Here is a 25,752-nt window from a genome sequence, read left to right as displayed (position 1 = left end):
GGCCCCCGGATCAGCAGCGCACTGCTTCGCGGTCCGCGTTGTCCGGGGCACGCGTGGCGGGCGTGCGTGGACTGAGCGAAGCGTTTGGTTTGCCGCCGGCCCGCGCCAGCAACCCCGGCACCAGCGCTTCGGCCGCATGCGCGCCTGAAATCACCACCGCTTCGACGCCAGCGCCGATATTGCCGCCGCCGGCGATCACCAGATTGCGTAGCGGGGTTTTGGAGCCTTTGAGCTGACCGGCCGTCGACATGCCGTAGATCGAGCCGGCGCTGGCCCAGTCGTAGCGCGCATAGGTCACCGGGCTGGCGTCGGTGCGATACACGATGTGTTGCGACAGGTTCGGGATCACCGTCTCGGCGGCGGCGATCATGCGGTCGCCGAAGTCGCGCTTGCGGCGCAAGTAATCATCGGAGCGCCGCCACTCCTGCCACTCGTTGCCGCTGCCAGTAGGCAGAAACCAGCTCTGCGCCTCGGCATGCGGCACCAGCGCGATCAGCGACAGGATCGAATGGCCGGGCGGCGCAGCGGACGTGTCGAGCTTCGACATCATCGCGATGCCGAGCTGAATCGGCGCGTGCAGATGCGTCGAGGGACAGAGGTCGGGGATGAAATCCACGCCGATATGCACGCTGAAACAGGAATTCGCCGGCGCGGCTTTTTCGATGCCGGCGCGGAAGTCCTGCGGCAGAGCCGATGACGGCACCAACTCCAGCAGCGTGCGTTTCAAGTCGGCGTTCGACACGACCGCACGCGCCCGCACGGTCTGGCCATTGGCGAGCACGACGCCGGCCGCGCGATCCTCTTCGACCACGATCTGCCTCACCGCCGACTTCAGCCGCACCTCGCCGCCGCGCGCTTCGATCGCAGCAACCAGCGCATCGGCGACCACGCCGGAGCCGCCGCGCGGATAGTAGCCGCCATGGAAGTAGTAGCCGAAGATCGGCACCATACGGGCGCAAATGAAGGATTCGGTGCCATCGCCGATATAGCCCGATAGGCCGTTGATCACCGCGACCGCCGCCGGATCGCGCACATGCGCAGAGATGAGTTCGGCAAACGGCCGCTGCATCCATTTGTAAGCGTGCGGATGTTGCCGCGGAAACGCCAGCAGCTCGTCGGGCGTCGCCGGCGGACCGGGGATGCCGCCGTTGCGGTCGCCGGTGGCGAACATATCGTCGAGGATCGCCTTGATCTCAGCGAACAACGCCGCGATGCCGGCCGCGCTGTCCGGAAATCGCTCGCCGAGAACGCGGACGTAGTCGCGCCAATCCGGCGGCACATCGATCAGGCCGTCTTTGGTCTGGAAGCTCTGCGTCACCCGCTCCCAGACGATGCGGTCGGCGACGCCGAGCCGCTGCAGCAGGCGATTGAAAGGGCCGCCGGGATGCACGCCGGAGAAATCGTGCGGTCCGGCATCGAATCGGTACAGCACCGGCCGGCCCTCATGACGCGCTTTGCGCAGGTAGTTGTGACAATAGCCGCCGGCGACGACGTGCTTCTCGAACACCCTCACCTTCAGCCCGGCATCGGCGAGCAGCGCCGCCGCGGTGAGGCCGCCGATGCCGGCGCCGATCACCACGACGTCGCAATCGGCCGATGGATCGGCGGCGAACGACGGCGCCGGCCAGCGATAGGTTTCCTGCGAGGCGGCGAGCCGCCGCAGCACCAGCCGGATCGCCAGCTTCGGGCCGAACATCGACACCAGCGCGCCGAAGCTGACCAGCGCGGTGATCACTTCGCCGGGCGCGCCGCCATAGCGGCAGGCCGCGATCGTGCCGAACAGCACCGCCCACAGGCCAGTGATGGCGGCGTTGACGACAAAGAATTGCGGCGTGGCGGCGTTGTCCGGATAAGCGGCGCGGGCGTAATCGGCCGTCCAGGGCCGCCGCGCGATCAGGCTTGCGACACTGATCGCCGACAGGCCGGCGAACGACAGCCACAGCGCGTTCGCTCCCGCGAGTTGCGGCGCGGTCAGCAGCAGCGCCGCAAGGCCGCAGAACAGCCCAAGCCCGCCGGCCTCGAGCACGAACAGCTCGCGGCGCCACGCCCGCCACACATTGCCAAGCAGCGACAGCGCCAGCCCGCTCCAGATCGCCGCGCTCGGCTGATGCAGCGCCAGCAGCGCCCAGAACATGGCGAACGGCACCAGCACCAGTTTGACGGTTAGGAAGGTTCGCATCGCAGCCTCCACGTCTTGCATCGACGTCGCGTCGGCGCCGGCGGCACGGCGGGGTTGTCGGCCGGAGCGGTAGCCGGTACCATCCGGTACCGGACTCTTAGCACATCTGGTACCGAATGGTACCGGATTCTCGAAACCTGCGACGAACGATGCCAAGGTGATGAACTCACAAGAAAAACCTGACGATTCCCGGCGCGGTGCGATCCTGCAGGCGGCGTTCGACGTGTTCGTTGAGAAGGGATTCGAGTCGGCGACCACGGCCGAGATCGTGCGCCGGGCGCGGACCTCGAAGCGAACGCTGTACGCGTTCTTCGCCAGCAAGCAGGACATCCTGGTGGCGCTGGTGCGCTACGGCAGCCAGAAGATGCAGCCCTCGCCCGCCCTGCCGGAGCCGCAGGACCGCGCGCAGTTTCTCGCCGTGCTGGAGCAATTCGGCCGCGGCTTTCTGGCCGAGTTTCTCCATCCCGAGCGCACCGCGATGTATCGGCTGGCGATCGCCGAAGCCGCGCGCGGCGGCGGCGAGGTAGCGCGCGAGCTCGACGTTCACGGCCGGCAGCCGGTGATGCGGGCGATGACGCGGTTTTTCGAACAGGCTGCGGCGCGCGGCATCGTCCGCAGCGACGAGATCCTGACGCTGATCAACGTGTTCTTTTCAGTGCTGATCGGCTTTGCGCAGTTGCAGACGCTGCTCGGCACCGCGCCGCCGCTGAGCGCCGACGCGATCACCGAACGCGCCGCGCTGGCACGGCGTGCGACGGAGCGGATGCTGGGGGCGGCTTAAGCCTCGTCCTGCAGGCCGCGCTGGATCGCGGCGTGGGCGGCCTCGCGGTGAGCGGGGGTGATGTTGCTGGCGACCATGCGGATCGCCGCCGCCAGAATCGCGGCATCGTCGGTGAAGCCGAGCACCGGCAGGATGTCCGGCACGAAATCGAACGGCAGCACGAAATACGCCAGCGCGCCGAGCAGCGCGACCTGGACGTGCCGCGGCGTCTGGCGATCGAACGCGCAGTAGTACGCCGCCAGGATTTCCTCGGCCAACGGCAGATGCGCCGCGACGCGCTTGATCTTGTGCCAGAACTTGCGGCGCAACGTCTCGGGATCCTGCGCCAGCCGGTCGGCCGGCTCGAACCCCACACTATGTTCGGTCATCGCGTCCCTCCGCTCCCCACGGATATCAACGCTACATGATGTGGGGGTTCGCGATCCGCGCTGCAAGCAGCCGCGGTCAGACGCCGAATTCGCCGGCGATCGCATTCATGGCGGTCGCCAGCGCAATGTCGCGGACGGTGACGCCGCCGGCATCGTGCGTGGTCAGCACCACCTCGACAGTCTTGTAGACGTTGCGCCATTCCGGATGGTGATCGCTCTTTTCGGCGATCAGCGCCACGCGGGTCATGAAGCCGAATGCCTGATTGAAATCGCCGAACACGAAGGTGCGGGCGATCGCGGCGCGGCCGGACACTTCACTCCAACCTGGCAGATCGTCCAATGCCGCACGCAGGTCGGCGCCCGACAACAGCTTCATGAACCTTCTCCTCACGCCGATGTTATCGGCCGAGCCCGCGGCGGACTGAAGCCGGCCACAAACAAAGGGCCAAATTGCGCCTGAGACCCAACCATATCGCAGCGGCCGCAAAACAGAAGTGCGGTCGCGAAGGGAACTGGTAGGATGGAGTTCCGACGGGCGACAGCGACATTGCCCCCTGCCCGGTCGACGGGTGGGTCCGAGACGTTGGATCCTTATCTGCAGCCTGCGCCACGTCCGGTGCGCCGGAGAATGCGGCTGATCACGCTGGCCGCCATCCTGGCGCTGATCGGCGCAGTGAGTGCTGCGTACTACTTCGCGATGCGCCCGGCGACGCTGAAGATCGCAGTCGGCCCCCCGGCCGGCGACGACGTCCGGCTGATCCAGGCGCTGGCGCAAGTGTTTTCGCGGGAGCGCAACACCGTGCGGATACGCCCGATCGTCACCGACGGGCCGGCAGCGAGCGCCTCGGCGTTGCGCGCGGATGCCGCCGATCTCGCGGTGATCCGCGGCGACCTGCCGGTGCCACGCAACGCGCGCTCGGTGGCAGTGCTGCACAAGAACCTGGCGGTGCTGTGGGCACCCGGGCGGGCCGGCGGCAAGCGCAAGAAGACGCCAGGTATCACCGCGATCACCGAACTGGTCGGAAAACGCGTCGGCGTGATCGGCCGCACCGAGGCCAATGCCGGACTGCTGCGGGTGATCCTGCAGCAATATGGCGTCGACCCCAGCAAGGTGGAGAACGTGCAACTTGCGGTCGGCGACGTCCCCGACGCGGTGCAGAACCGCAAGGTTGACGCCTTCCTGGCCGCCGGCCCGCTCAACAGCAAGGTGATCAGCGAGGCGCTGGCGGCGACCGCGTCGTCGGGCCACGAGCCGGTGTTCCTCGGCATCGATTCATCGGAAGCCCTGGTCGCCAATCATCCGACCTACGAGGCCGCGACGATTCCTGCGGGGGCGTTCGGCGGCGGGCCGGTACGGCCGAGTGACGATATCAAGACGATCAGCTTCTCGCACTACATCGTGGCGCGCGACGGCGTCGCCGACAGCACGATCGCCACCTTCACCCAGCAACTTTTCACCGCGCGTCAGACAGTGATGACGGAAAACCCTCTGGCGGCAAAGATCGAGACGCCCGACACCGACAAGGACGCGGTGATCCCGGTGCAACCCGGCGCCGCCGCCTATGTGGACGGTGACGAGAAGAGCTTTCTCGACCGCTACAGCGACCTGATCTGGTTCTCGCTGATGGGACTTTCGGCAACCGGTTCGATCGGCGCCTGGTTCGCCAGCTATCTGCGCAAGGACGAACGCATCAGTAACGCGTCGCAGCGCGACCGACTGCTCGACATGCTGGCCAGCGCGCGGCGCTGCGACTCTTGCGACGAGCTCGACGCGATGCAGACCGAAGCCGACGCGATCCTGCGCGACGCTCTGAACTGCTACGAAAACGGCGCGATCGACAGCGCGGCGCTGACCGCGTTCAGCATCGCGCTTGAGCAGTTTCACAACGCCGTGGCCGATCGCAAAACGCTGCTCGCCGCTGTGCCGCCCGCGCCCCTTCGCCCCGCCCGTCCGCAGGCGGTGTGAGACGCGGAGCGCTCAGCGCAGCAGTCGCCGCCATCCGATCACGATGCCGCTGAGCGAGATCAGCAGTCCGGCCAGCGACAACGCGATCACCACGATGTCCCACGCCGGCCGATAGGCGAGCAGCGGCGGCAGGTCGAAGCTGTGCAGCGCGTTGAACAGCCAGCGGCGGAGGCGCGTGCTGCGATCACTCCAGCCGAGGATCTCGCCGCTCGCGGGGTCAAGATAGACCCAGCTCAGCGCCGCATCGTCGAAGCCGGCGCGCAGCACCGGCAACAGCCGCTGCTGGTGGTGCGTGTACCAGTATAGATCCGCCTGCTCGAGCCGCTGCCGCAGCGTCATGGTCGCGTCCGGCAACAGCCGGGCGGCGGCTGCGAACAGACGATCCTCCGACAGCATCCGCGACGCGCCGCTCATCGGGTCGACCATGCTCTGCGATCCATCGCGATGCGCCAGCAGCAACAGTGCTGAGCCGTCCACCCAGATGAATCGCACTTCCACCACGCCGGGCCGGTCACGGACCGGCAGCGCAACCTTGGTGGTCGGAGCGTCATGGCCGGCATAACGCTGCAGCGCTTCGCTGCGATCGGCGCGGCCGGCGAACCAGTCGAACGGGTTCATCGACAGCCAGCCTGAGAACATCCAGGTCAACACAACGATGCCCGCGACCAGGCCGCCGAAATGATGCCACGCCATCCAGCCGCGATACGGCGTGATACGTCCCCCCGCATAGCGGCGGCGCAGACCGGCGCGGAGCAGGCCGATCCAGATGCCGCTGACTGCCGTGACCATGCAGATGCCTGAGATCCAGATCACCACCTGCCGCCACAGCGGCGCGTCCTGACGCAGCACGGTGAGATAAATCCAGTGCGGAATCGCGCCGAGCCAGTTCCAGATGCGCTCGTGCCGCGTGGTGTCGAGCACGACCTCGCCGCGCCGCGAGGAGACGTAGAGTTCCGTACCGGCGGCATCGCCGAGATCGACCAGATAGAGCGGGCGATCGGAATCAAACCGCGCCGTCACGCTCCATTGGTCGCGATCGACGGTGCCGAGCAGCCGCGGCGCGACAGCGGCGGGATGATGCCCCGCCACTGCGAGCGCCTGCTCCGCGGTGATGCTGGTGATCGCCCGGCCGGTCACCGCGGAAATCGTCTGCCGCGGCCCTTTCCAGTCGGCGATCCGATACACCGGCTCGTCGTTCAGCATCGTCAGCCGCAACTCGCGCGGGTAGCGCGACAGGCCGGCCACCGCCATCGCCTGGTCGGGCGACAGCAAGGCGCGTGACCAGGCGATATCGGGCAGCGCCGCGCGCCGCTCGCTTGTCGTGAGGTTCGGGAAGGCGACGTACATCATCACCACGCCCGACACGAACCAGATGGCGAACAGCACGCAGCTTGCGATGCCCAGCCAGCGGTGGCCGAGATACAGCCACCGCTTCAGCCGCCGCACGGCGGAGCGCATCGTCAGAACTTCACGTTGTAGGACAGCTCCGCGGTGCGCGGCATGCCGAGCAGCCATTGCGTGGTGTTGCCCGAGGTCGCGTAGACCGTGTCGAACACATTGTAGACGCGCAGAGCAAACGTTTGCTGCGCGTCCGGCTTCCACATCAGCCCGGCATTGACGACGTTGTAGGCCGGCCGCACCAGCGTGTTGGCATTGTCGGCCCAGGTGTCGCCGACCAGCTGGACGCCGGCATTGGCGGACCAGCCCGGCGCGAACGCCCAGGTGGCCCAGATGTTACTGACGACCTGCGGCACGTTAGCGGGCACGTTGCCGGCGTAGTTCACCGGCTTGCCGCCCACCACCTGGACGAAGTCGTCATATTGGGCGCGCAGCACCGCCACATTGGCGTCGAGCCTCAGCGTGTCGGTGACCTTGACGCCCGCCGAGGCTTCGATGCCGCGGGACGATTGCTGGCCGATCTGCAACGGGTTGGTGTTGGCGGGGTTTTGTGGATCGCGCGCCAACAGGTTGTTCTTGACGATCTGATACGCCGCCAGCGTCCATTCGGCGCGGCCGCCGGCGAGCTGCTGCTTGACGCCGATTTCGACCTGCTTGCCGGTCGACAGCGCGAAGTCGCGATTGACGCCGGTCATGGTGATCAGATTGGTGACCGGATCGACCGCGGTCGCATACTGGCCGTAGAACGCCAGATCCTTGATCGGCGTGTACACCAGGCCGGCGCGCCAGCTCGGCGCCGAATAGCTCTTCTCGAAGCTGTTCGACGGCGTCAGAAAATCGGTGCGCTCAACGGTCGGATGATCGGAGCGCACGCCGCCGACCACCGAGAGCTGATCGGTCAGGCTGAGGCGATTTTCGGCGAACAACCCGTATTGCGTCGTCAGCGTGTGGAAGCTCGGGCGCGTCGGGCTCACCGGCAAGAAGTAACCGGGATCGAAGTTATACGGCGTGACCGAGGACGTGCCCGCATAGGGCGAGTTGTTGGTGTGGCTGAAGGCGATGCGGTTGACGTCGAAGCCGGCGACGAACTCGTTGGCGAGCCCGAACAGATGGCCGCGCAGCGTGGTGTCGAAGCGGTTGCCGATCTGCTCCTGGTCGTGGAAAATCTCGATATACGAGCTGCGATTGATAGTCCCGGTCGCCGGGCTGTAGGCGTCGCTTTCGACGTCCTTCCAGTGCCGGTGGCTGCTGAGATAATAGCTGACATTCTTGACCGAGACGCCTTCGGCGACGTCCCATTCGGTCTTGAGCTGGGTCCAGTTGTCGCGATAGCGGATCGAGGCGTCGCCGACATTGTAGTTCTGGAAGCGCAACGACTCGTCGAGCCGGCCGTTGACCAGCGGCGTACCGAAATAGCGCGACGGGCTGCGGTCGGCGTAGTCCTCGCTCAGCGTGAAGGCGAGATTGTCGGCGGCCTGCACCCGCACCGAACCCGACACCGCGACGTTGGAGGTGTTGTCGCGATCGACCCAGCCGTCCGACATATTGCCGATCGCGGCGAGCCGGTAGCTGACATTCGAATTGATCGGGCCGGTGCTGTCGACGGCCAGCCGCCGCGTCAAATTGGTGTCGAGCGAAATCTCGGCCTCGTTGCGCGGCAGCCACGACGGCTTCTTCGAGATCACGTTGATGGCGCCGCCGATCGCGCCCTCGCCGTACATCACCGAGGCCGGCCCGCGCAGCACCTCGATGCGCTGCGCCGTCCAGGTGTCGAATGGAAACGTCATGGTGCCGGAGCCGACATACATCCGGGTGCCGTCGTACAGCGACATCACCGTGCCGTTGCCGGTGAAGCCGCGGGTGTTGAAGGCGAGCCCGCCATTGCCGGGCGCCGGGCTGGCGGTGAAGCCGGTGGCGTTCTGGGTCACGGCATCGATGACGTTGTGCTGGCCGCGCTCGGCGATGGTGTCGGCGGTGATGATCTCGACGCTGGCTGGCGTCTGCAGCGGCGTCAGGTTCAGGCGCGACGCGCTCGACGCCGGCGTGCCGAGATTGAAGGTCGGCGGCGAGGCGGTGCTGGTGGTGGCCGCCGACGTCGAGGTGGGCACCGGCGTCGTCGCGACCGGACGCGCGGCGGCGCGGCGCTGGCGCGAGGCGCCGGCATTGGCCGTCGCGCGTGGCTTCGACGGCCGCGCGCTTTGGCCCTCGACCACGATCGGGTCGAGGCCACGGGCGGTTTGGGTATGGCCGGCAGCCGGCCAGATCAGGGAGACGAACGCGACGGAGGACAGCAGGCGCCGGTTGCGCCCGGCGGCATTGAGGATGGGAGTCATCATTTTGCTCGCGGCAAACGTGGCACGTCACCGCGAACGAGGCCTGGCCGCGACGCTGAACGCCGCAGTTCGACACCCATCAGGACACCCCGCCCAATGTGCTCGCGTGTGACCACGAACGACGGCAGGTCTCCTGGCTCGCGGGTCGCTGCCTTTCGCCGCCTTCCCGGGCTGGTAGCCCAGTGGCGCTTGGCGAAAGGCTCGCCGCTCACAGTTGCGGGGGCAGCTGCGGCATTGGAATCGTGAGACTCCGCACCGCATTCCCTATTGATCCCTTGCGGGAACCGTCGCCGGCTACCGTAGGGTGGTCCGGGTTGCACTGTCAACGCGAACGTCGACTCCATCCCCGTGCAGGCTCGGGCGAGCGCAAACATAGGGGCCGGCGCCGCCACCGGAGGCGGGCGACCGAGATTGGGCTGACGAGGGTTTGGCGGATCACTGAGCATGGGAAATTTTCTACGCGGGAGCGAGTGAATGTTATGTTATAACGTTACACTCGCATTCCACAAGCGTCCTCTCGCTCGGTGCCGCAAGCCTTGGACGGCGCACGAGAAATCATAAAAGTGCCGATCGTCATTGTTATTTTGCGATTTTTGCTTATATTGCGTCGCAACGCGTGCAAGTGCCCGGCCCCTGATTGGCCGGGCCTGTTTTTTGGAATTGCCCCACGCGTTTCAGACATAGGCAGACTGCGGCGCGCCTCCGGCGCCTCCGCTGGTGTGCCTGCAATCGCGCTGACGATTGGCAACCGGCCGCAGGACCCGACAGAGACAACATGAACCTCCGTAACATCGCTATTATCGCCCACGTCGACCACGGTAAGACCACCCTCGTCGACAAGCTGCTGCAGCAGTCCGGCACCTATCGCGACAACCAGCGCCAGGTCGAACGGGCGATGGACTCGAACGACCTCGAGCGCGAGCGCGGCATCACCATTCTGGCCAAGTGCACCTCGGTGGTGTGGGGCGAGACGCATATCAACATCGTCGACACGCCCGGCCACGCCGATTTCGGCGGTGAGGTCGAGCGCATTCTGTCGATGGTCGACGGCGTTATCGTGCTGGTCGACGCCGCCGAAGGGCCGATGCCGCAGACCAAATTCGTGGTCGGCAAGGCGCTCAAGCTCGGCCTCAAGCCGATCGTGGCCATCAACAAGGTCGACCGCTCGGACGCGCGCGTCACCGAAGTCGTCAACGAAGTATTCGACCTATTCGCGGCGCTCGACGCCACCGACGATCAGCTCGACTTTCCGATCCTGTACGGCTCGGGCAAGAACGGCTGGATGTCGGACAAGCCCGACGGCGATCCGAGCGAAGGCATGAAGCCGCTGTTCGAATTGGTGCTCAAGCACGTGCCGCCGCCGTCGGTCGAGGAGGGCCCGTTCCGCCTGCTCGGCACCATTCTGGAAGCCAATCCCTATCTCGGCCGCATCATCACCGGCCGCATCGCGTCGGGCACGCTGAAGCCGAATCAGAGCGTCAAGGTGCTGTCGCGCGACGGCAAGCTGGTCGAGACCGGCCGCGTCACCAAGATCCTCGCCTTCCGCGGCCTCGAGCGCGTGCCGCTCGATATCGCCGAAGCCGGCGACATCGTTGCGATCGCGGGCCTGACCAAGGGCACTGTCGCCGATACCTTCTGCGATCCTGCCGCCGACACCCCGATCCAGGCCCAGCCGATCGATCCGCCGACCGTGTCGATGTCGTTCATCGTCAACAATTCGCCGCTCGCCGGCACCGAAGGCGACAAGGTCACCAGCCGCCTGATCCGCGACCGCCTGATGCGCGAGGCCGAAGGCAACGTCGCCCTGCGCGTCGTCGAATCCGCCGACAAGGACGCGATGGAAGTGTCGGGCCGCGGCGAATTGCAGCTCGCGATCCTGATCGAGAACATGCGCCGCGAAGGCTTCGAGCTCAGCGTGTCGCGTCCCCGCGTGGTGCTGACCCGCGACGAGGACGGCACGCTGCTGGAGCCGGTCGAGGAAGTCGTGATCGACGTCGACGAGGAGTTCTCCGGCGTCGTCGTGCAGAAGATGAGCGAGCGCAAGGCCGAGATGATCGAGATGCGTCCCTCGGGCGGCAATCGTCTGCGGCTGGTGTTCTACGCGCCGACCCGCGGCCTGATCGGTTACCAGGGCGAACTGATGACCGACACCAAGGGCACCGCGATCATGAACCGCCTGTTCCACAACTACCTGCCGTATCGCGGCGAGATCCAGGGCCGCCGTAACGGCGTCCTGATCTCCAACGATCAGGGCGAGGCCGTCGCCTATGCGATGTTCAAGCTGGAAGACCGCGGCCCGATGATGATCGAGCCGGGCTGGAAGGTCTACAAGGGCATGATCGTCGGCGAGCACACCCGCGACAACGATCTCGAGATCAACGTGCTCAAGGGCAAGCAGCTCACCAACATCCGCACGACCTCGAAGGACGAGGCGGTGCGGCTCACCCCGCCGATCCGCATGACGCTGGAAAAGGCGCTGGCCTATATCGAAGACGACGAGCTGGTCGAGATCACCCCGAAGTCCATCCGGCTGCGCAAGCGCCTGCTCGACGCCAACGAACGCAAGCGCGCCGAGAAGAGCAAGCAGGCGGTGGCCTAATCTCCACCTGCCGCCTCGTCGTTGCGAGCGAAGCGAAGCAATCCAGGAGCGTAGTGCATCGGCGCTGGATTGCTTCGTCGCTTCGCTCCTCGCAATGACCGTGAGAGTCAGTGCTTCTTTTGTCGAGCACTGGAACTTTGAGGCGCCTTAATACTCAATGCCCGGCCGCGCGCCGGGCATTGTCGTTTCAGGCGCGCGCCACGACATCGATGTGCCGTGACGCACATGATAAGATCGCCCTATGTCTGAGCACAGCCTTCCCTCCTCCATCGATGTCGCCATCATCGGCGCCGGCGCGGCCGGACTCGGCGCCGCACATGCGCTGGAGAATTCCGGCCTGTCGGTAATCGTGCTGGAAGCGCGCGACCGCATCGGCGGTCGCGCCTATACCAGGATGGTCACGCCCGAGATCGCGTTCGACCTCGGGTGCGGCTGGCTGCATTCGGCCGACGAGAACTCCTTCGTCGGCATCGCCAAGCAGCTCGGCATCGCCGTCGACAAGACCGATCCGCCGTGGAGCAAGCCGAGCTATCGCGACGCCTTTCCGCCGCGCGAGCGCGCCGCCTTCAATGCGGCGCTGGACGCTTACTACGAGCGGGTGTGGCGCGCGGCCAAGCGCAAGACCGATGCCGCAGCCTCGACGCTGTTGGAGCCTGGCAACCGCTGGAATCCGATGATCGATGCGGTGTCGACCTACATCAACGGCGCCGAGCTCGACCGTGTGTCGATTCACGACGTCGAAGCCTACCGCGACACCGAGATCAACTGGCGGGTCCGCCAAGGCTACGGCGCGCTGGTCGCCGCCTATGGGGCCGCTTGCCCCGTGGTGCTGAATTGCGCGGTCGAACTGATCGATCACAGCGGACTGAGCATCAAACTACGAACTTCGCAAGGCACGCTCACCGCCGGCAAAGTCATCATCACGGTGCCGACCAATCTGATCGCCGACGAGGCGATCCGGTTCATGCCTGAACTGCCAGTCAAGCTCGATGCCGCCCGCAACCTGCCGCTCGGCGTCGATGACAAGGTCATGCTGAAGCTGTCAGATGCCGGAGACTTTCCGGCCGATGGCAATCTGCGTGCCGCGACGATGCGGACCGAGATGGGCACCTATCACCTTCGCCCATTCGGCAACGATTGCATCGAAGGCTTCTTCGGCGGCCGCTTCGCGCGCGAGCTGGAGGACGCTGGTGACGGCGCCTTCGCAGCGCAGGCGATCGACGAGATCGCCGGACTGCTCGGCAACGACATCCGCCGCAAGTTGTCGCCGCTCGCAGAATCGCGCTGGGCGCACGATCCGTTCGCGCGCGGTGCTTACTCGCACGCGCTGCCCGGTCACGCCGGCGCCCGCGCGGTGCTGGCCGCGCCGGTCGACGGCCGTCTGTTCTTCGCCGGCGAAGCCACCTCGCCGCATTTCTTCTCCACCGCCCACGGCGCGCGCGATTCGGGCGAGCGGGCGGCGCAGGAAGTCCTAGAGCCTGGGTAGTTGGTAGAGCCGCGAGCTGAGTTGGGGGTGCTGCACTGCATAAGTCGCGACCTCCCAACCACGGCTGCTGTCCAATTCCGGCACAGAAGCGTCTGCGGTGGTGCAGAAAGTCCACATATTAACCGATAATTAAGGTTGGACCTTGAAGCCGCGCCCCTGACTTGCTTTGATCAGCATATGAGCACAACGCTGATCGAGGTTCGGCCGGCCAAGGCTGCGGATGCGCCCGCGGTGGCCTCCACCCATGACGAAGCCTGGCGGTCTGCCTATCAGGGCATCATCCCGGGCGCCGAGCTGGAAAAGCTGATCAACCGCCGCGGCCCGACCTGGTGGGACTCGGCGATCCGCAAGGGCAGCCGGGTGAGCGTGCTGTGCTTCGGCGACAAGGTTGCCGGCTACGCCAACTACGGCCGCAACCGCGCCCGCAGCCTGCATTTCGACGGCGAGATCTACGAGCTCTATCTGCGGCCTGAATTCCAGGGCCTCGGCTTCGGTCGGCGGCTGTTCACGGCAGCACGCCGCGACCTGGGACAAAGCGGCCTCAAGAGCATGGTGATCTGGGCGTTATCGGACAACGAAGCCGCGACAGAGTTCTATCGCGCGCTCGGCGGCCGCATGGTGGCGCGGTCCTCGGAACGCTTCGGCCAAAAGTCGCTCGACAAGGTTGCCTTCGCCTGGAGCAACTGATCCGTCTGCGCCGCCGCTGTTTTACTCTGGCGAAGGCGGCGGGCTCGGGCTATTCGATCCGCTCCCGTAATCAATCACCCTGGAGTCCTCGATGCGTCTCGACGCAATTCCCGTCGGCGTCAACCCGCCTCATGATGTCAACGTGATCATCGAGGTCCCGGTCGGCGGCGAGCCGATCAAATACGAGATGGACAAGGACGCCGGCACCTTGGTGGTTGACCGGTTTCTTTATACCGCCATGCGTTATCCGGGGAACTACGGTTTCATCCCGCACACCCTGTCGGACGATGGCGATCCGTGCGACGTGCTGGTCGCCAACACCCGCGGCATCGTGCCGGGCGCGATGATGAGCGTTCGCCCGGTCGGCGTGCTGTTCATGAGCGACGAGGCCGGCCACGACGAGAAGATCATCGCGGTGCCGTCGTCGAAGCTGACCCAGCGCTACGACCGCATCAAGACCTATTCGGACCTGCCCGAGATCACGCTGCACCAGATCCAGCACTTCTTCGAGCACTACAAGGACCTCGAGCCCAACAAATGGGTGAAGGTGCTGCGTTGGGGCGGCGCCGAGGACGCCCACAAGCTGATCCTCGAAGGCATCGAGCGCGAAAAGGCTGCCAAAGCCGCCAAGGCTTGAGGCCCTGCAGCGGCCACCAGGGAGACTGTGATGCGCCGGCTGCTGAAATGGATCCGCAACATCGTGGCGATCGCGCTTGTCGCGGTCGCCGGCCTCGCTGCGGTGCTGGCCTACAACGCCTTCCGCCAGCCGTCGCGGCAACTCGCGGTCGATCCGGTGCCGCCGGTCGAGATCGACGACCAGGGCGCCGCGCAGCGGCTCGCCGCGGCGATCCGGTTTCCGACCATCTCGAATTTCCTCAATCCCGAGCAGGACGCCGAGGCGCTGCGCGGCCTGCAGGCGCATATCGTCGCCAGCTTTCCGGCGCTGCACGCCGCCGCCCAGCGCGAACTCGTGGGCGGCAAAAGCCTGCTCTACACATGGCAAGGCTCGGACCCGACCGCCAAGCCGATCGCGCTGCTGGCGCATCAGGACGTGGTGCCGATCGCGCCACGAACCGAGCAGGACTGGCAACACAAGCCGTTCGACGGCGTGATCGCCGATGGCTACGTCTGGGGCCGCGGCTCCTGGGACGACAAGGGTAACCTTTTCGCCATTCTGGAAGCCGCCGAGCTGATGGCGCGGCACGGCTTCAAGCCGAAGCGCACCATCTATTTCGCCTTCGGTCATGACGAGGAAGTCTCCGGCCTGCGCGGCGCCAGGCAGATCGCCGATCTGCTCGCCTCCCGCAACGTGCGGCTCGACTTCGTGCTGGACGAAGGCCTGCTGATTACCGAAGGCGTGATGAAGGGCCTCGACAAGCCGGCGGCGCTGATCGGCGTCGCCGAAAAGGGCTACGCTACTCTGGTGCTGACCGCGCGCGGCACGCCGGGGCATTCGTCGATGCCGCCGCGCGACACCGCAATCGGCATGCTCGCGGCCGGACTGACGCAGCTCGAGAACAACCGGCTGCCGATGCGGATCCGCGGCTCGGTCGCCGAGATGTTCGACACGCTGGCGCCGGAGATGCGCGGCTTCAACCGCATCGTGCTGTCGAACCTGTGGCTGTTCCGGCCGCTGCTGCTGCGCGAATTCGCCAAGAGCGGCGCCACTGCGGCGATGGTGCAGACCTCGACGGCGCTGACCGTGTTCAACGCCGGCGATAAGGACAACGTGCTGCCCGGCGTCGCCGAGGCCAGCGTGAATTTCCGGCTGCTGCCGGGCGACACCCAGACCAGCATCGCCAACCACGTCCGCAGCAGCATCGCCAACGACCGCATCTCGATCGCGCCGTTCGACGGCAATTTTGATCCGCCGCCGGTGACCGGCACCGCCGGCCCGGCCTACGCCACGCTCAACCGCACCATCCGCGAGATATTTCCCGACGTCATCGTCGCGCCCGGCCTGATGATTGCCGCGACCGACTCGCGGCACTATGCGGGCATCGCCGACAACATCTTCCGCTTCTCGCCGGTCCGCGCCAATTCCGACGACCTCAAGCGCTTCCACGGCACCAACGAACGCCTCAGCATCGGCAACTACGCGGACATGATCCGGTTCTACGTCCGCCTGATGCAGGCGACGGCGGGGTAGTCCACCCAGTTACGCTACCTCCGTCATTGCGAGCGAAGCGAAGCAATCCAGCTCCGTGCACTGCGCTTCTGGATTGCTTCGCTTCGCTCGCAATGACGGTCAGGCGCAGTTCGCAGCTCGTAGGATGGGTTGAGCGCAGCGAAAGCCATCAAACCCGTGCATGTCCCTCGTGGGTTTCGCTACGCTCAACCCACGCTACGGGCTCTGGCTTACACCGCCGGCTTCGGCAAACCGTGGATCGCGCTGGCGGCGCGGACGGTGTTGACCAGCAGGCACGCCACCGTCATCAGGCCGACACCGCCCGGCACCGGGGTGATGGCGCCGGCGACGTCCTTGGCTTCGGCGAAGGCGACGTCGCCGAGCAGCTTGTCCTTGCCGCCATCCGGCGACGGCGTGCGGTTGATGCCGACGTCGATCACGGTGGCGCCCGGCTTGATCCAGTCGCCTTTGACCATCTCGGCCTTGCCGACCGCGGCGAACACCAGGTCAGCCTGCCGGCACAGCGCCGGCAGGTCGCGCGAGCGCGAATGCGCGATCGTCACCGTGGCGTTCTCATTGAGCAGCAGCTGCACCAGCGGCTTGCCGACCAGATTGGAGCGGCCGATCACGATGGCATTCATGCCTTCGAGCGAGGCATGCACCTGCTTGGCCATGATGATGCAGCCGAGCGGCGTGCACGGCGTCAGCGCGAACAGCCCGGAGGCGAGCCGGCCCGCATTGGTCGGGTTGAGGCCGTCGACGTCCTTGGCCGGATCGATCGCGTCGATCACCGCGGTCGAATCAAGCCCCTTCGGCAGCGGCAATTGCACCAGGATGCCGTGCACCGCCGGATCGGCGTTGAGCTGTCCGATCAGCGCCAGCAACTCGGCCTGCGGCACGTCGGCCGGCAGCCGGTGCTCGAACGACGCCATGCCGGCTTCCTGAGTCTGCTTGTGCTTGCTGCGAACGTAGACCTCGGAGGCCGGGTCGCTGCCCACCAGCACCACCGCCAGGCCCGGCGTGATGCCGTGATCGCTCTTGATCCGCGCCACCTCGGCGGCCACGCGGGCACGCAGTTCGGCCGAGATGATTTTTCCGTCGATGATCCGGGCAGTCATGTCGTCCCCTTCCGAGTCGAAACAAAAAACCTCTCCGACTGGAGAGGCGAATGCCTTGTGCCCTCGAAGGCCTCCCGTTCGATCGGCTCAGTCGGGCTTTGCTGCCATCAATTGGCGCAGCGCCTCGCCGAGCTTCTTCGGATCGCCGTCGATCGCGATCTGTTTCTGCCGCGAGGTCGTCCCTGACAGCAGCCGAACGTCACGTTTCGGCACCCCGAGCGACTTCGCCAGCAGTTCGATCACCGCCCGGTTGGCCTCGCCGCCCTCGGCGATCGCCCGGACTCGCACCTTCACCACGCTGCGGCCGTCCGACAGCGTCTCCACGCCGTCGATGTCGTCCCGGCCGCCTCGCGGTGTAACCCGCACCGCCACGGCGACGCCCTGAGCAGAATACCGCCACGCCTCCGCCATGGAAACTCCTGACAGTCTGGTCAGCGGCTCAGAACACCGCAGGGTAGATGTAATAGGTGATCACCCGCTGCAGGAACATGATGATCAGGATCAGGATGATCGGCGAGATGTCGAGGCCGCCGAGCGACGGCAGCAGATTGCGAATCGGCGCCAGCAAAGGCTCGGTGATTCGATAGAGGAATTCGGACACCGCCGAGACGAACTGGTTGCGGGTGTTCACGACGTTGAAGGCGATCAGCCAGGACAGGATCGCCGAGGCGATCAGCAGCCAGATGTACAGATCGAGAATGATGAGAATGATGTCGAGAATGGCGCGCATGGCGGGGAAAAGCTCGCGGGTTCGAACGCGGAAAGGCTGTGCCGTAAATATCGGTTCGGCCCGGTCCAAACAAGGGAACTCAGGGCAATAAAGCCTGATGACGATGACGTGTCAGAAGCCGCAGTCACGTCCTTGACTTGGCGTTCGCCGCCACTGTAAATGGCGGCACTCGCTGATCGGTGCCCCGCGCATCGACCGCGGAGGGGCCATAGCTCAGCTGGGAGAGCGCGTCGTTCGCAATGACGAGGTCGGCGGTTCGATCCCGCCTGGCTCCACCAGCCTTCGCTGGCTTTGCCAGCTTCGGCTCGGCAAGCCTGCCTATCGTGGCGAAGGCTGCCGCGACGTAGCCCGTAGGGCGAAGACGGGCCGCTGACCGAGGCGGCCACGCGCAGCAACAATCCCAGCACTGACCTTTCCAAGCTCTGTTAGACTTGAGCACCACCCATCCGTCATGGCCGGGCTTGTCCCGGCCATCCACGCCTTTGCTGAGGTCGACCGTCGAAGGCGTGGATGCCCGGGACGAGCCCGGGCATGACGCGTGGTGAGGGCTGTTGCTGATCTCAGACGCCGACTTCCAGGCCCCTCACGCGCTCTTAAATTGCGGTGGGCGCTTTTCGACGAAGCTGGCGACGCCTTCCTTGAAATCTTCGCTGCCGAGCGAGACGGTCATTTCGCGGTTGGCCTCGATGGTGGCTTCGGCGAGCGTCTGGAACGGCACTTCGTAGAGCTGCCGCTTGATCACTCGCATCGAGGCCGGCGAGACGTTGTCGGCGAGATCGCGCGCATACGCATAGGTCTGCTCGCGCAGCTGGTCGGCCGGATACAGCCGGTTGACCAGCCCGATTCGCAGCGCCTCCTCGGCCGAGACGCGGCGCGCCGACAGCAGCAGATCCAGCGCGTTGGCGTGGCCGACGATGCGCGGCAGCATCCAGGAGATGCCGTGCTCGGCGATCAGTCCGCGCCGCGCGAACGCAGTGGTGAACACCGCGCTATCCGCCGCAAAACGGACGTCGCAATACAGCGCGTGGACCAGGCCAATGCCGGCGGTAGCGCCGTTCAGCATGCCGATGATCAGTTTGCCGATCGACGGGTAGAACGCATAGCGGGTCTGCCAGTCGGCGCGGCGGTTCATGTCAAATGCCGGCAACGCCGAAGCGCGGCGAATATCGGCCGGGTCGATCTTCTGCAGCACCTCCATGTCGGCGCCGGCGCAAAAGCCACGCCCCGCGCCGGTCAGCACGATCACCCGAACCTCTGGATCGGCGGCCGCGCTCTCCATCGCCTCGCGCACTTCGCGCTCCATCACCGGGGTCCAGGCGTTCATGCGGTCCGGCCGGTTCAGCGTGATGGTCGCGATCCGATCCGCGACCTCATAGAGGATGTGTTCGGTGCTCATGGCGTCTCCCTTTCTTGCTCTTGTTGCGCCCTTGAGACGGGCCGTCTTGATGAAGTCGTCGGAGCTGATCAGTCGCGGCGTGAGCCTTTCGGATGCGCCAGATAGGCCTTGGTTTCCGGGCGCTCCTGGAGCCAGCCGGACCAGCGGCCGAACACCTTGGTCATGCGCTCCGGCGCGACGCCGAGCTGCTGCATCGCCACGCCGCCATTCACGGACTCGCGATACTCGGCAATCAGCCCATCCCGCAGCACGAAGCGGCTCATGCCGTCGATCACCACGCGGCGGCCGGCGAACTCCGGAATGGTCGAGTTGAAGCTTGACAGCGACCAGGCGTAGCCCTGCGTGCCGTCGCAAACCGGGTCAAACATCTCCCAGCGATAGTCGGCCGCGTCGCGGTGAAACAGGCCCTGCATCATCTGGGCGATGTCGGCACGGCCGGTGTGCGGGCCGTAGATGTAGTCGTGATACACCGCGTCTTCGGTGAAATGCGCCGCGAACCGGGCGCCGTCGCCGGACTCGGCCGAGCGGGTGAATGCTTCCAACAGCCGCGCGAAATCCTCGCTCGTCATACCGCCTCCCACGCTGCGCCGATCGTGAGAGCCGGCGCTTGCGGCGAGACTAAAGCATGATGGCCGAAGCTGGCGAGCAGTTTTCAGGTGAGCTCAGCGCCGCCGCAACTGAAGGCCGCTGACGGCCGCGGCGACAAAGCCGCGCGGGAAGAAGCGCAGCAGGAACGGCACGGCCTTGACGCCGAGTCCCGGGATCACCAACCGCTTGCTGTTCATCAGGCCCTGATAGGCCTGCCGCGCGACCTCGGCAGGTGGCACGTTCAGCACCACCGAATCGAAGCCGGGCTTGAATCCGGCGCGAAGCTGAAATTCGGTCGGCACCGGCCCGGGGCACAACGCGGTGACGCGCACACCTTTCTTGCCGAGCTCCTGGTGCAGCGCTTCGCTCAGCGACAGCACGTAGGCTTTGGACGCGTAGTATACGGCCATACCGGGCCCCGGCAAAAAGCCGGCAATGGATGCGACGTTGAGGATACCGCCGCGCAGCGCGGTGATGCTGGCCGCGTACCGCAGCGACAGATCGGTGAGCGCGCGGATATTGACGTCGATGATACCGAGCTGGTCCTCGCGGTCCATCTCCGCGGCGCGTCCGAACAAACCGTAGCCGGCGTTGTTCACGAGATATTCCACCTCGACACCCGCCGCAGCGAGGCTGGCCACGATCTCGTCGACGCTGTCAGGCCTTGCAAGATCGGACGCAATGATGATCGGCGCCGCCCCGCCCTTGGCCGTGATCTCGGCCGCCAGCGCTTCCAGTCGGTCAGCCCGACGCGCTACCAGAACGACTCGATGCGACTTGGCGGCGAAGATCCGCGCCAGTTCTGCACCGATACCGGCCGATGCGCCCGTAATCAAAGTTACGCGTTCAGTCACGATTCAGACTCGCCAATTGGAGGCCCCGGATCATTGCTAGGCCTTAGGCAAGATGCAAGCAGCGTGCAAGGCTGTTCGCCGATCAGCCCGCCGCTTCGCGCCCCAACGCAACAAAGCCGGCGCCATCAGCACCGGCTCGGTCGATCATGACAATTCGGTAATAAGTAGCGGCCGGCTTAGTTCGCCGGGTCGGGCTCGACCTGCTGGGCCGCCACCTGGCGCTTGAGATTGATGCGATCGCGCGCCGAGACGGCGAGCAGATCGGCCGCGCGCCACACGACGTTCTCCTCGAATTCCGTGACATTGCCGTCGGCGAACACCAGCTCCCACATCATCTCGATGATGCGCAGCCGGCCCTCTTCGTTCACCGAACGCATGATAACGCTGGTGAAGTGATAGAGATCGACCGCTTCGCCTTCGACCAGCATGGCGTTCTCGATCAGCCGGGTCGCGGTGGCAGAATCGAGACCGAAGCGGCTTTCGAGCAGCGAATGCAGCTTGCGGCGCTCGACCTCGGTGGGTTCGCCGTCGAGCGAAATGACATGAATCAGCAGCGCGGTGGCGGCGAGGCGATAGCCGCCGTCGTCGAAATTCAGCTCGTCTGGCGCACTCGGCGCGACCACGTCGGAAATGAATTGGCGCAGTTTTTCCAGCATCGGGGGCTTTCGCAAAGGGCGCGAGCGCAGGGCTCACTCTATGACGCGGAAATCTAACGTCGGCAATCGGGGCCGGTTCCGCTGGCCGAAATGACACTTTGTCAATGTCGCCAAGGCGTTAAGGAATTTCATAGACCAGCACCTTGTCGGCGATGCCGCGCAGCGCGGCGTGCTTCTCGATCGGCGCAATGGCGTGCTCGTCCAAAATCCTGGTCACCGCCGGCACATCGATCACCGCCCCGGTGAGGTGAATCGCCTGCGTGGTGGCCAGGCCGAGCACACGTGCGGCGATATTGACGGTCTGGCCGAAGTAATCCTGGCGGTCGTTGAGCATCACCGCCAGGCACGGACCTTCGTGGATGCCGATCTTCACCACCAGATCCTTGGTACCGCGCTCTTCGTTGAGCGCGTCCATCGCCTTGCGCATCCGCAGCGAGGCTGCGAGCGCGTGCTCGGGGCGGTTGAAGGTCGCCATCACAGCGTCGCCGATGGTCTTGACCACCGCGCCCTTTTCGGCCGCGATGATCTCCAGCAGCGCCCGGAAATGCGCCCGCACCAGATCGAATGCGGCGAGATCGCCGACCCGCTGATACAGCGCGGTCGAGCCCTTGAGATCGGTGAACAGGAAGGTCAGCGAGGTGATCTTCAGTCGTTGCTCGGCGGTGAGGTTGTCGGCCTTGAACACGTCGCGAAAGGTCTGATTGGTCAGCATCCGCTTGGCGGTGAGGATCGGCTTGCGCTTGCCGAGCAGCGTATGCAGCGCATCGGCCGCGACCCACACCGCCGGCAGCACGCGGGTTTCGGTCGTGTTGGTCAGCGTCAGTTTCACCGGCCCCGGCTGCAGCGACAGCGTCGGCGTCAGCGCATGGCTGCGATTGTAACTCAGCGAGACCGACCGCACCTCCTCGGTGCGTTCGCCGGCGACGTCGATAAATTGCGCCGCGTGCGTCACCGGCTCGAACACGATGATGAATTCAGTCGGCAGCTCGAGTGATAGTTCGGCGGTCTGGCCCGGTGCGATCTCGATCGCGGCGAGCGTGTCCTGATCCGACAGCCGGGCCAGCACCTGCTCATCGATCTCGATCCCCGAGCTCCAATACACCTGCCGTGTATAGTCCCACAGCGACAGCCTGTCGGGATCATGGGCGCCGATCCGGCGCACCGACGGATGCACCGTGAAGGCGGCTTCGACCTGGTCGTCGAGTGAGGCCTCGTAGCCCTTGGCGCACAAGGCGCAGATGTACTCCTCATGGCGCAGCGCCTTGAGCGATGGATGACTGTCGAGCACACCGCTGCAGCCCGGGCACAGCACGTTCCAGCTCATGTCGAACAGCCCGAGCTGGGCAGCGTGCAGGAAGCCGGAGATCACCTTCTCTTCGTCGAGTCGATTGCGCGCCGCGAATTCGAGCAGATTGATGCGGTTGAGTTCGGAATCCTCACCGCTCGCGATCATCTCGGCGATAGCGTCGACGACGCGCGGATCGGTGGTCTGGCGCAGCACGGCGTAAAGGGGGCGGACGTCGGTCATGGGCCTCATTTAGGTGGCGTCCGGCCCGCGGCCAAATGACGCCTGCTTGATCAGCGGCGGGTGAGCCGGAACGCCGGCGAGCGGTCCGGCTGGGTGGTGACGACGCCGATCGGCATCACCGGCTCGCGGTCGATCAGTTCGATCCGGAAGGCGCCGACGATCCGACTTAGCGCGAGCGTCGCCTCGACCAACGCGAAATGCGCCCCGATGCAGACCCGTGGCCCGAGGCCGAACGGCAGATAGACGAAGCGATCCGGCGGCGGCGCACCGGGCAGAAAGCGCGCCGGCTTGAAGGCGTTGGGATTGTCCCACAGCTTCTCATGCCGGTGCAGCAGCCACGGCGCGATCAGGATCACGTCGTGCTTGCGGATAGGCTCGCCGGCCACCGTATCGGGCCCGGCCGCGGCGCGGGCAATCAGGAACGCCGGCGGATACAGCCGCAGCGTCTCGTCCAGCACCGCCCGGGTGAACGGCAGCTTGTCGAGCGACTCGGTCGAACCAGCCGCTCGCGCTTCGTCGGCGACGTCGTTCTGCGTCTCCGGATCGAGTGCCAGCATGTAGAGCGCCCAGAACAATGCGGTCGCGGTGGTCTCGTGGCCGGCCAGAATCATGGTGGCGACCTGGTCGCCGAGCTGATCGTCGGAGAACGCTTCGCTAGTTTCCGGATCCCGCGCCGCCAGCATCAGATCGAACAGATCGCGCGGCGGCGCGCCGTCACTCTTGCCGGCGGCGCGCCGGGCCGCGATCAGTTCGCCGACAAATTTGGTCCAGCGCCGTCGGAAGAACGCGCGCGAGATATCCTGCGGGCTTGGCCAGCCGAGCGGCAGCAGCAGATCAAGGAAACGCGGGCTCGCCAGCTTCATGCCGTATTCGATGACGAAGTCGCGCAGCTGCTGGCCGTGCTGGCCCATCCCGAACGAGAACATCGTCCGCCCGGCGATCTCCAGCGCCAACCGCTGCATCGCCTCGCGCAGATCGACCGGCGCGCCGACGCTGCGCTCGAACTCGGCGACGATGTCTTCGGTCGCCGAGATCATATGCGGCACCAGCGTGCCGACCGCGCGCGGCGTGAACGCCGGCGCCAGCGTGCGGCGCTGATGCTTCCAGGCGCGGCCTTCGGCGAGCAGCAGGCCCTGGCCGAGGATCGGCCGCAGCACGCGGATGCCCGCCGCGGTGCGCGTGTAGTTCTCGTAATTGTCGACCAGCACATGCCGGATATCGTCCGGCATGTTGAGGATGTAGCTGGCGTGATTGAAGAAGCGGCCCTTGACGACGTCGTCTTCATAGGCGCGCTGGCCCCAGCTGGCGATCGCATTGTGGCGGATCGCGGCGAGACGGCCGAGCGCGCCCATGCCCTCCGGGGCGCGCGGCGGCGTCGGCGGCACCAGGGGCGCGCGCTCGGCGAGATCATAGGACTCGGCAATACTCACGGCGCGCTCCTGGCATTCGGTTTCGGCCCTATGGCTGAAGGTAGGGTGCAATCCGGGCGCCGGAAAGGCCGGCCGCCTGGTCTCAGCCGGTCAGCTCCGCCACCGAGATGCGGTTCTCGGACAATGGCCACGCCCGCGCCACGATGCGCTCCTCGTTGAACAGGCCGGCGACTGCGCGGCCGACTTCGGCGGCCGGAATCGTCACGGCGCTGACCGAATCGGTCGGCACGCCGGACTTGATATCGGTCGGCTGCTGACCGTCGAGCAGCACGATGTCGCGCGGCAGGCCGAAGTATCCGCGCGGCCGCGACAGCATCACCACGGCGCCGGCGCCCCCAGCCGGCGCTGCCGCCGGCTTGGCGGCGCGCAGATGCACGACGTCCGATGAGCGCGGGAACGGCGAGCGATAGATATGCGTGGTGAGTTCGCCAGGCTGGCTCAGCACGAATTCCAGCGGCCACGGCGACTGGGTATCGACCGGGCCCCAGCGCCCGTCCGGCCTACTGCGACCGTCATACAGCGCGGCGCCGATCCGCTCGCCGCTGTCCGGCGCGACCCGGTAGACCTCGACCCGTGCGCCCTCGACCGGCCGGTTCGTCGGCACGCCGCCGGGCGTTGCGGTGACGAGACCGCTGAGTTGCACGGCTACCTCGGGTGTGATCGCGATCACGCTCGGTTCGCGACCGGCGATAAACTTGTAGATCTCGCGAAAGGCGCGCGGATGGAACGCGACTTCGCGATGATCGAGCGCGCCGAGCACCAGGTTGCTCGCACCGCGCAGCTCCGGTCCCTCCGCGGTGACCCCGGTCGGCGTGCCCGGCTTGCCGACGAACCGGCCGTCGGGCTGCGCGTACTTGTCCTGTCCATCGCTGCGCAGCGTCAGGAAGGCGACGCCCTCGGTCACCTCGCTGTCGCCCTGATTGAGACCGCTCAGAAACGGCCCTTTGCCGTTGAATTCGTTGCCGAGCCCGGTGTCCCAGGCGTAGACGCCGTGGTTCGGCGTGCCGCACAGCACCGCGTGGCTGACGTCGCCGGCGCCGCCGGCCTTGATGTAGCTGCGCACCGCATTGCCGCCGCGCGAGCTGGCCACCAGTGCCACCTTGGCGGCGCCGGTGCGCTGCTTGAGGGCCGCAATGGCTTCGCCGAGTTCGCGGCGCTGGTCCTCGGTCGAGGAGCGGTTCGGCTGGGGAGCGCCATCATCGTTGCGAGCCAGCGGATCGGTGAAGTTCAGCGCCGCCACCCGCGCGCGCGGAACGCCGTTGGACTCCATCCGCCAGATTTGGGTGAGCCACAACGCGGCGTGATCGCCATTGCCGTGCACAAACAGGATCGGTGGAACGGCCGTGTCGCCGGCGGAGATTGCGGCGGTCTGCGCCGGCGCGCTGAGTGGCGCGGCGCCAATCAGCAGCGGCAGTGCGCCGAATGCCTTCAAAAGGCTGCGTCTGGTGGTCGGCAAGGCGTCCTCCCGGATTTTTGCAAAGCCTAGCAGGCGCTTGGCTCCGTTCAAGCGGCCGTTTGGCACTGGAC

22 protein-coding genes, 1 tRNA gene and 1 riboswitch are annotated in these 25,752 nt (G+C 66.1%); of the genes, 8 read left to right on the top strand and 15 right to left on the bottom strand.

Annotated elements, in window-relative coordinates:
• Positions 1–10: 10 nt before the first annotated feature.
• Complete coding sequence (locus D4Q52_RS04380) at positions 11–2,179, bottom strand: phytoene desaturase family protein (protein WP_119855323.1); 2,169 nt, start codon at positions 2,177–2,179, stop codon at positions 11–13.
• 160 nt (positions 2,180–2,339) lie between these two features.
• On the opposite strand from D4Q52_RS04380, the gene D4Q52_RS04375 reads away from it, so the two are divergent.
• The gene (locus D4Q52_RS04375; RefSeq protein WP_119855322.1) at positions 2,340–2,960 is read left to right on the top strand and encodes a TetR/AcrR family transcriptional regulator; all 621 of its coding nucleotides are present in this window, start codon (positions 2,340–2,342) and stop codon (positions 2,958–2,960) included.
• Here D4Q52_RS04375 and D4Q52_RS04370 read toward each other — a convergent pair.
• Complete coding sequence (locus tag D4Q52_RS04370; RefSeq protein WP_119855321.1) at positions 2,957–3,328, bottom strand: YkvA family protein; 372 nt, start codon at positions 3,326–3,328, stop codon at positions 2,957–2,959. The two genes, D4Q52_RS04375 and D4Q52_RS04370, sit on opposite strands and share 4 nt — an antisense overlap.
• A gap of 76 nt (positions 3,329–3,404) precedes the next feature.
• Entirely contained in the window at positions 3,405–3,704 is a 300-nt protein-coding gene (locus D4Q52_RS04365; RefSeq protein WP_119855320.1) for a 4a-hydroxytetrahydrobiopterin dehydratase, read from the bottom strand.
• 144 nt (positions 3,705–3,848) lie between these two features.
• Here D4Q52_RS04365 and D4Q52_RS04360 point away from each other — a divergent pair, with 144 nt between their 5' ends.
• Complete coding sequence (locus tag D4Q52_RS04360) at positions 3,849–5,294, top strand: TAXI family TRAP transporter solute-binding subunit (RefSeq protein WP_119855319.1); 1,446 nt, start codon at positions 3,849–3,851, stop codon at positions 5,292–5,294.
• A gap of 12 nt (positions 5,295–5,306) precedes the next feature.
• Here the strand turns inward: D4Q52_RS04360 and D4Q52_RS04355 are convergent, their stop codons facing one another.
• Together D4Q52_RS04355 and D4Q52_RS04350 are read right to left on the bottom strand one after the other, a co-directional pair.
• A complete protein-coding gene (locus D4Q52_RS04355; protein ID WP_119855318.1) occupies positions 5,307–6,752 on the bottom strand; it encodes a PepSY domain-containing protein in 1,446 nt (481 codons plus the stop codon).
• A gap of 2 nt (positions 6,753–6,754) precedes the next feature.
• A complete protein-coding gene (locus D4Q52_RS04350) occupies positions 6,755–9,025 on the bottom strand; it encodes a TonB-dependent receptor (protein WP_119855428.1) in 2,271 nt (756 codons plus the stop codon).
• 106 nt (positions 9,026–9,131) lie between these two features.
• Positions 9,132–9,329, bottom strand: a riboswitch (cobalamin riboswitch).
• 471 nt (positions 9,330–9,800) lie between these two features.
• Between D4Q52_RS04350 and typA the strand changes: the two genes are divergently transcribed.
• The 5 genes from typA (at position 9,801) to D4Q52_RS04325 (ending at position 15,946) form a co-directional block, all read left to right on the top strand.
• Positions 9,801–11,624: a translational GTPase TypA gene (typA, locus tag D4Q52_RS04345; RefSeq protein ID WP_119855317.1), complete on the top strand. Its 1,824-nt coding sequence runs from the start codon at positions 9,801–9,803 to the stop codon at positions 11,622–11,624.
• Positions 11,625–11,865: 241 nt separating this feature from the next.
• Positions 11,866–13,110, top strand: a complete 1,245-nt coding sequence (locus tag D4Q52_RS04340) for a flavin monoamine oxidase family protein (RefSeq protein WP_119855316.1) — start codon at positions 11,866–11,868, stop codon at positions 13,108–13,110.
• A gap of 177 nt (positions 13,111–13,287) precedes the next feature.
• Positions 13,288–13,797: a GNAT family N-acetyltransferase gene (locus D4Q52_RS04335; RefSeq protein ID WP_119855315.1), complete on the top strand. Its 510-nt coding sequence runs from the start codon at positions 13,288–13,290 to the stop codon at positions 13,795–13,797.
• Positions 13,798–13,888: 91 nt separating this feature from the next.
• Positions 13,889–14,434 (top strand): inorganic diphosphatase, encoded by a 546-nt coding sequence (ppa, locus tag D4Q52_RS04330; protein WP_119855314.1) that lies wholly within the window; start codon positions 13,889–13,891, stop codon positions 14,432–14,434.
• A gap of 30 nt (positions 14,435–14,464) precedes the next feature.
• Positions 14,465–15,946, top strand: coding sequence for a M20 family peptidase (locus tag D4Q52_RS04325; RefSeq protein WP_119855313.1), 1,482 nt, complete (start codon positions 14,465–14,467; stop codon positions 15,944–15,946).
• A 209-nt stretch (positions 15,947–16,155) separates the two neighbouring features.
• Here the strand turns inward: D4Q52_RS04325 and folD are convergent, their stop codons facing one another.
• From folD to D4Q52_RS04310, 3 genes are all read right to left on the bottom strand, one after another.
• Entirely contained in the window at positions 16,156–17,043 is an 888-nt protein-coding gene (gene folD / locus D4Q52_RS04320; protein WP_119855312.1) for a bifunctional methylenetetrahydrofolate dehydrogenase/methenyltetrahydrofolate cyclohydrolase FolD, read from the bottom strand.
• 87 nt (positions 17,044–17,130) lie between these two features.
• Complete coding sequence (locus D4Q52_RS04315; protein WP_119855311.1) at positions 17,131–17,454, bottom strand: DUF167 domain-containing protein; 324 nt, start codon at positions 17,452–17,454, stop codon at positions 17,131–17,133.
• A gap of 28 nt (positions 17,455–17,482) precedes the next feature.
• Positions 17,483–17,773 carry a YggT family protein gene (locus tag D4Q52_RS04310; RefSeq protein ID WP_054163027.1) on the bottom strand — a complete coding sequence of 97 codons (291 nt, stop codon included), beginning with the start codon at positions 17,771–17,773 and terminating at the stop codon, positions 17,483–17,485.
• A 202-nt stretch (positions 17,774–17,975) separates the two neighbouring features.
• Here D4Q52_RS04310 and D4Q52_RS04305 point away from each other — a divergent pair.
• A tRNA-Ala gene (locus D4Q52_RS04305) sits at positions 17,976–18,051 on the top strand.
• 305 nt (positions 18,052–18,356) lie between these two features.
• On the opposite strand, the gene D4Q52_RS04300 is transcribed toward D4Q52_RS04305, so the two are convergent.
• The 7 genes from D4Q52_RS04300 to D4Q52_RS04270 form a co-directional block, all read right to left on the bottom strand.
• Entirely contained in the window at positions 18,357–19,169 is an 813-nt protein-coding gene (locus tag D4Q52_RS04300; RefSeq protein ID WP_119855310.1) for an enoyl-CoA hydratase, read from the bottom strand.
• A 68-nt stretch (positions 19,170–19,237) separates the two neighbouring features.
• Positions 19,238–19,738, bottom strand: coding sequence for a nuclear transport factor 2 family protein (locus D4Q52_RS04295; RefSeq protein ID WP_119855309.1), 501 nt, complete (start codon positions 19,736–19,738; stop codon positions 19,238–19,240).
• A 93-nt stretch (positions 19,739–19,831) separates the two neighbouring features.
• On the bottom strand, positions 19,832–20,611 hold the full coding sequence (locus tag D4Q52_RS04290; RefSeq protein ID WP_119855308.1) for an SDR family NAD(P)-dependent oxidoreductase: 780 nt from the start codon (positions 20,609–20,611) through the stop codon (positions 19,832–19,834).
• Between the two features lie 176 nt (positions 20,612–20,787).
• On the bottom strand, positions 20,788–21,267 hold the full coding sequence (locus D4Q52_RS04285; protein ID WP_119855307.1) for a TerB family tellurite resistance protein: 480 nt from the start codon (positions 21,265–21,267) through the stop codon (positions 20,788–20,790).
• 118 nt (positions 21,268–21,385) lie between these two features.
• The gene (locus D4Q52_RS04280) at positions 21,386–22,795 is read right to left on the bottom strand and encodes an adenylate/guanylate cyclase domain-containing protein (RefSeq protein ID WP_119855306.1); all 1,410 of its coding nucleotides are present in this window, start codon (positions 22,793–22,795) and stop codon (positions 21,386–21,388) included.
• Positions 22,796–22,845: 50 nt separating this feature from the next.
• A complete protein-coding gene (locus D4Q52_RS04275; protein ID WP_119855305.1) occupies positions 22,846–24,225 on the bottom strand; it encodes a cytochrome P450 in 1,380 nt (459 codons plus the stop codon).
• Positions 24,226–24,307: 82 nt separating this feature from the next.
• Positions 24,308–25,681 (bottom strand): hydrolase, encoded by a 1,374-nt coding sequence (locus tag D4Q52_RS04270; RefSeq protein ID WP_119855304.1) that lies wholly within the window; start codon positions 25,679–25,681, stop codon positions 24,308–24,310.
• Positions 25,682–25,752: the final 71 nt, after the last annotated feature.

The organism is Rhodopseudomonas palustris (assembly GCF_003591005.1).
GTDB classification, from domain to species: domain Bacteria; phylum Pseudomonadota; class Alphaproteobacteria; order Rhizobiales; family Xanthobacteraceae; genus Rhodopseudomonas; species Rhodopseudomonas palustris_K.
This window is presented reverse-complemented; position numbering and strand designations above follow the sequence as displayed.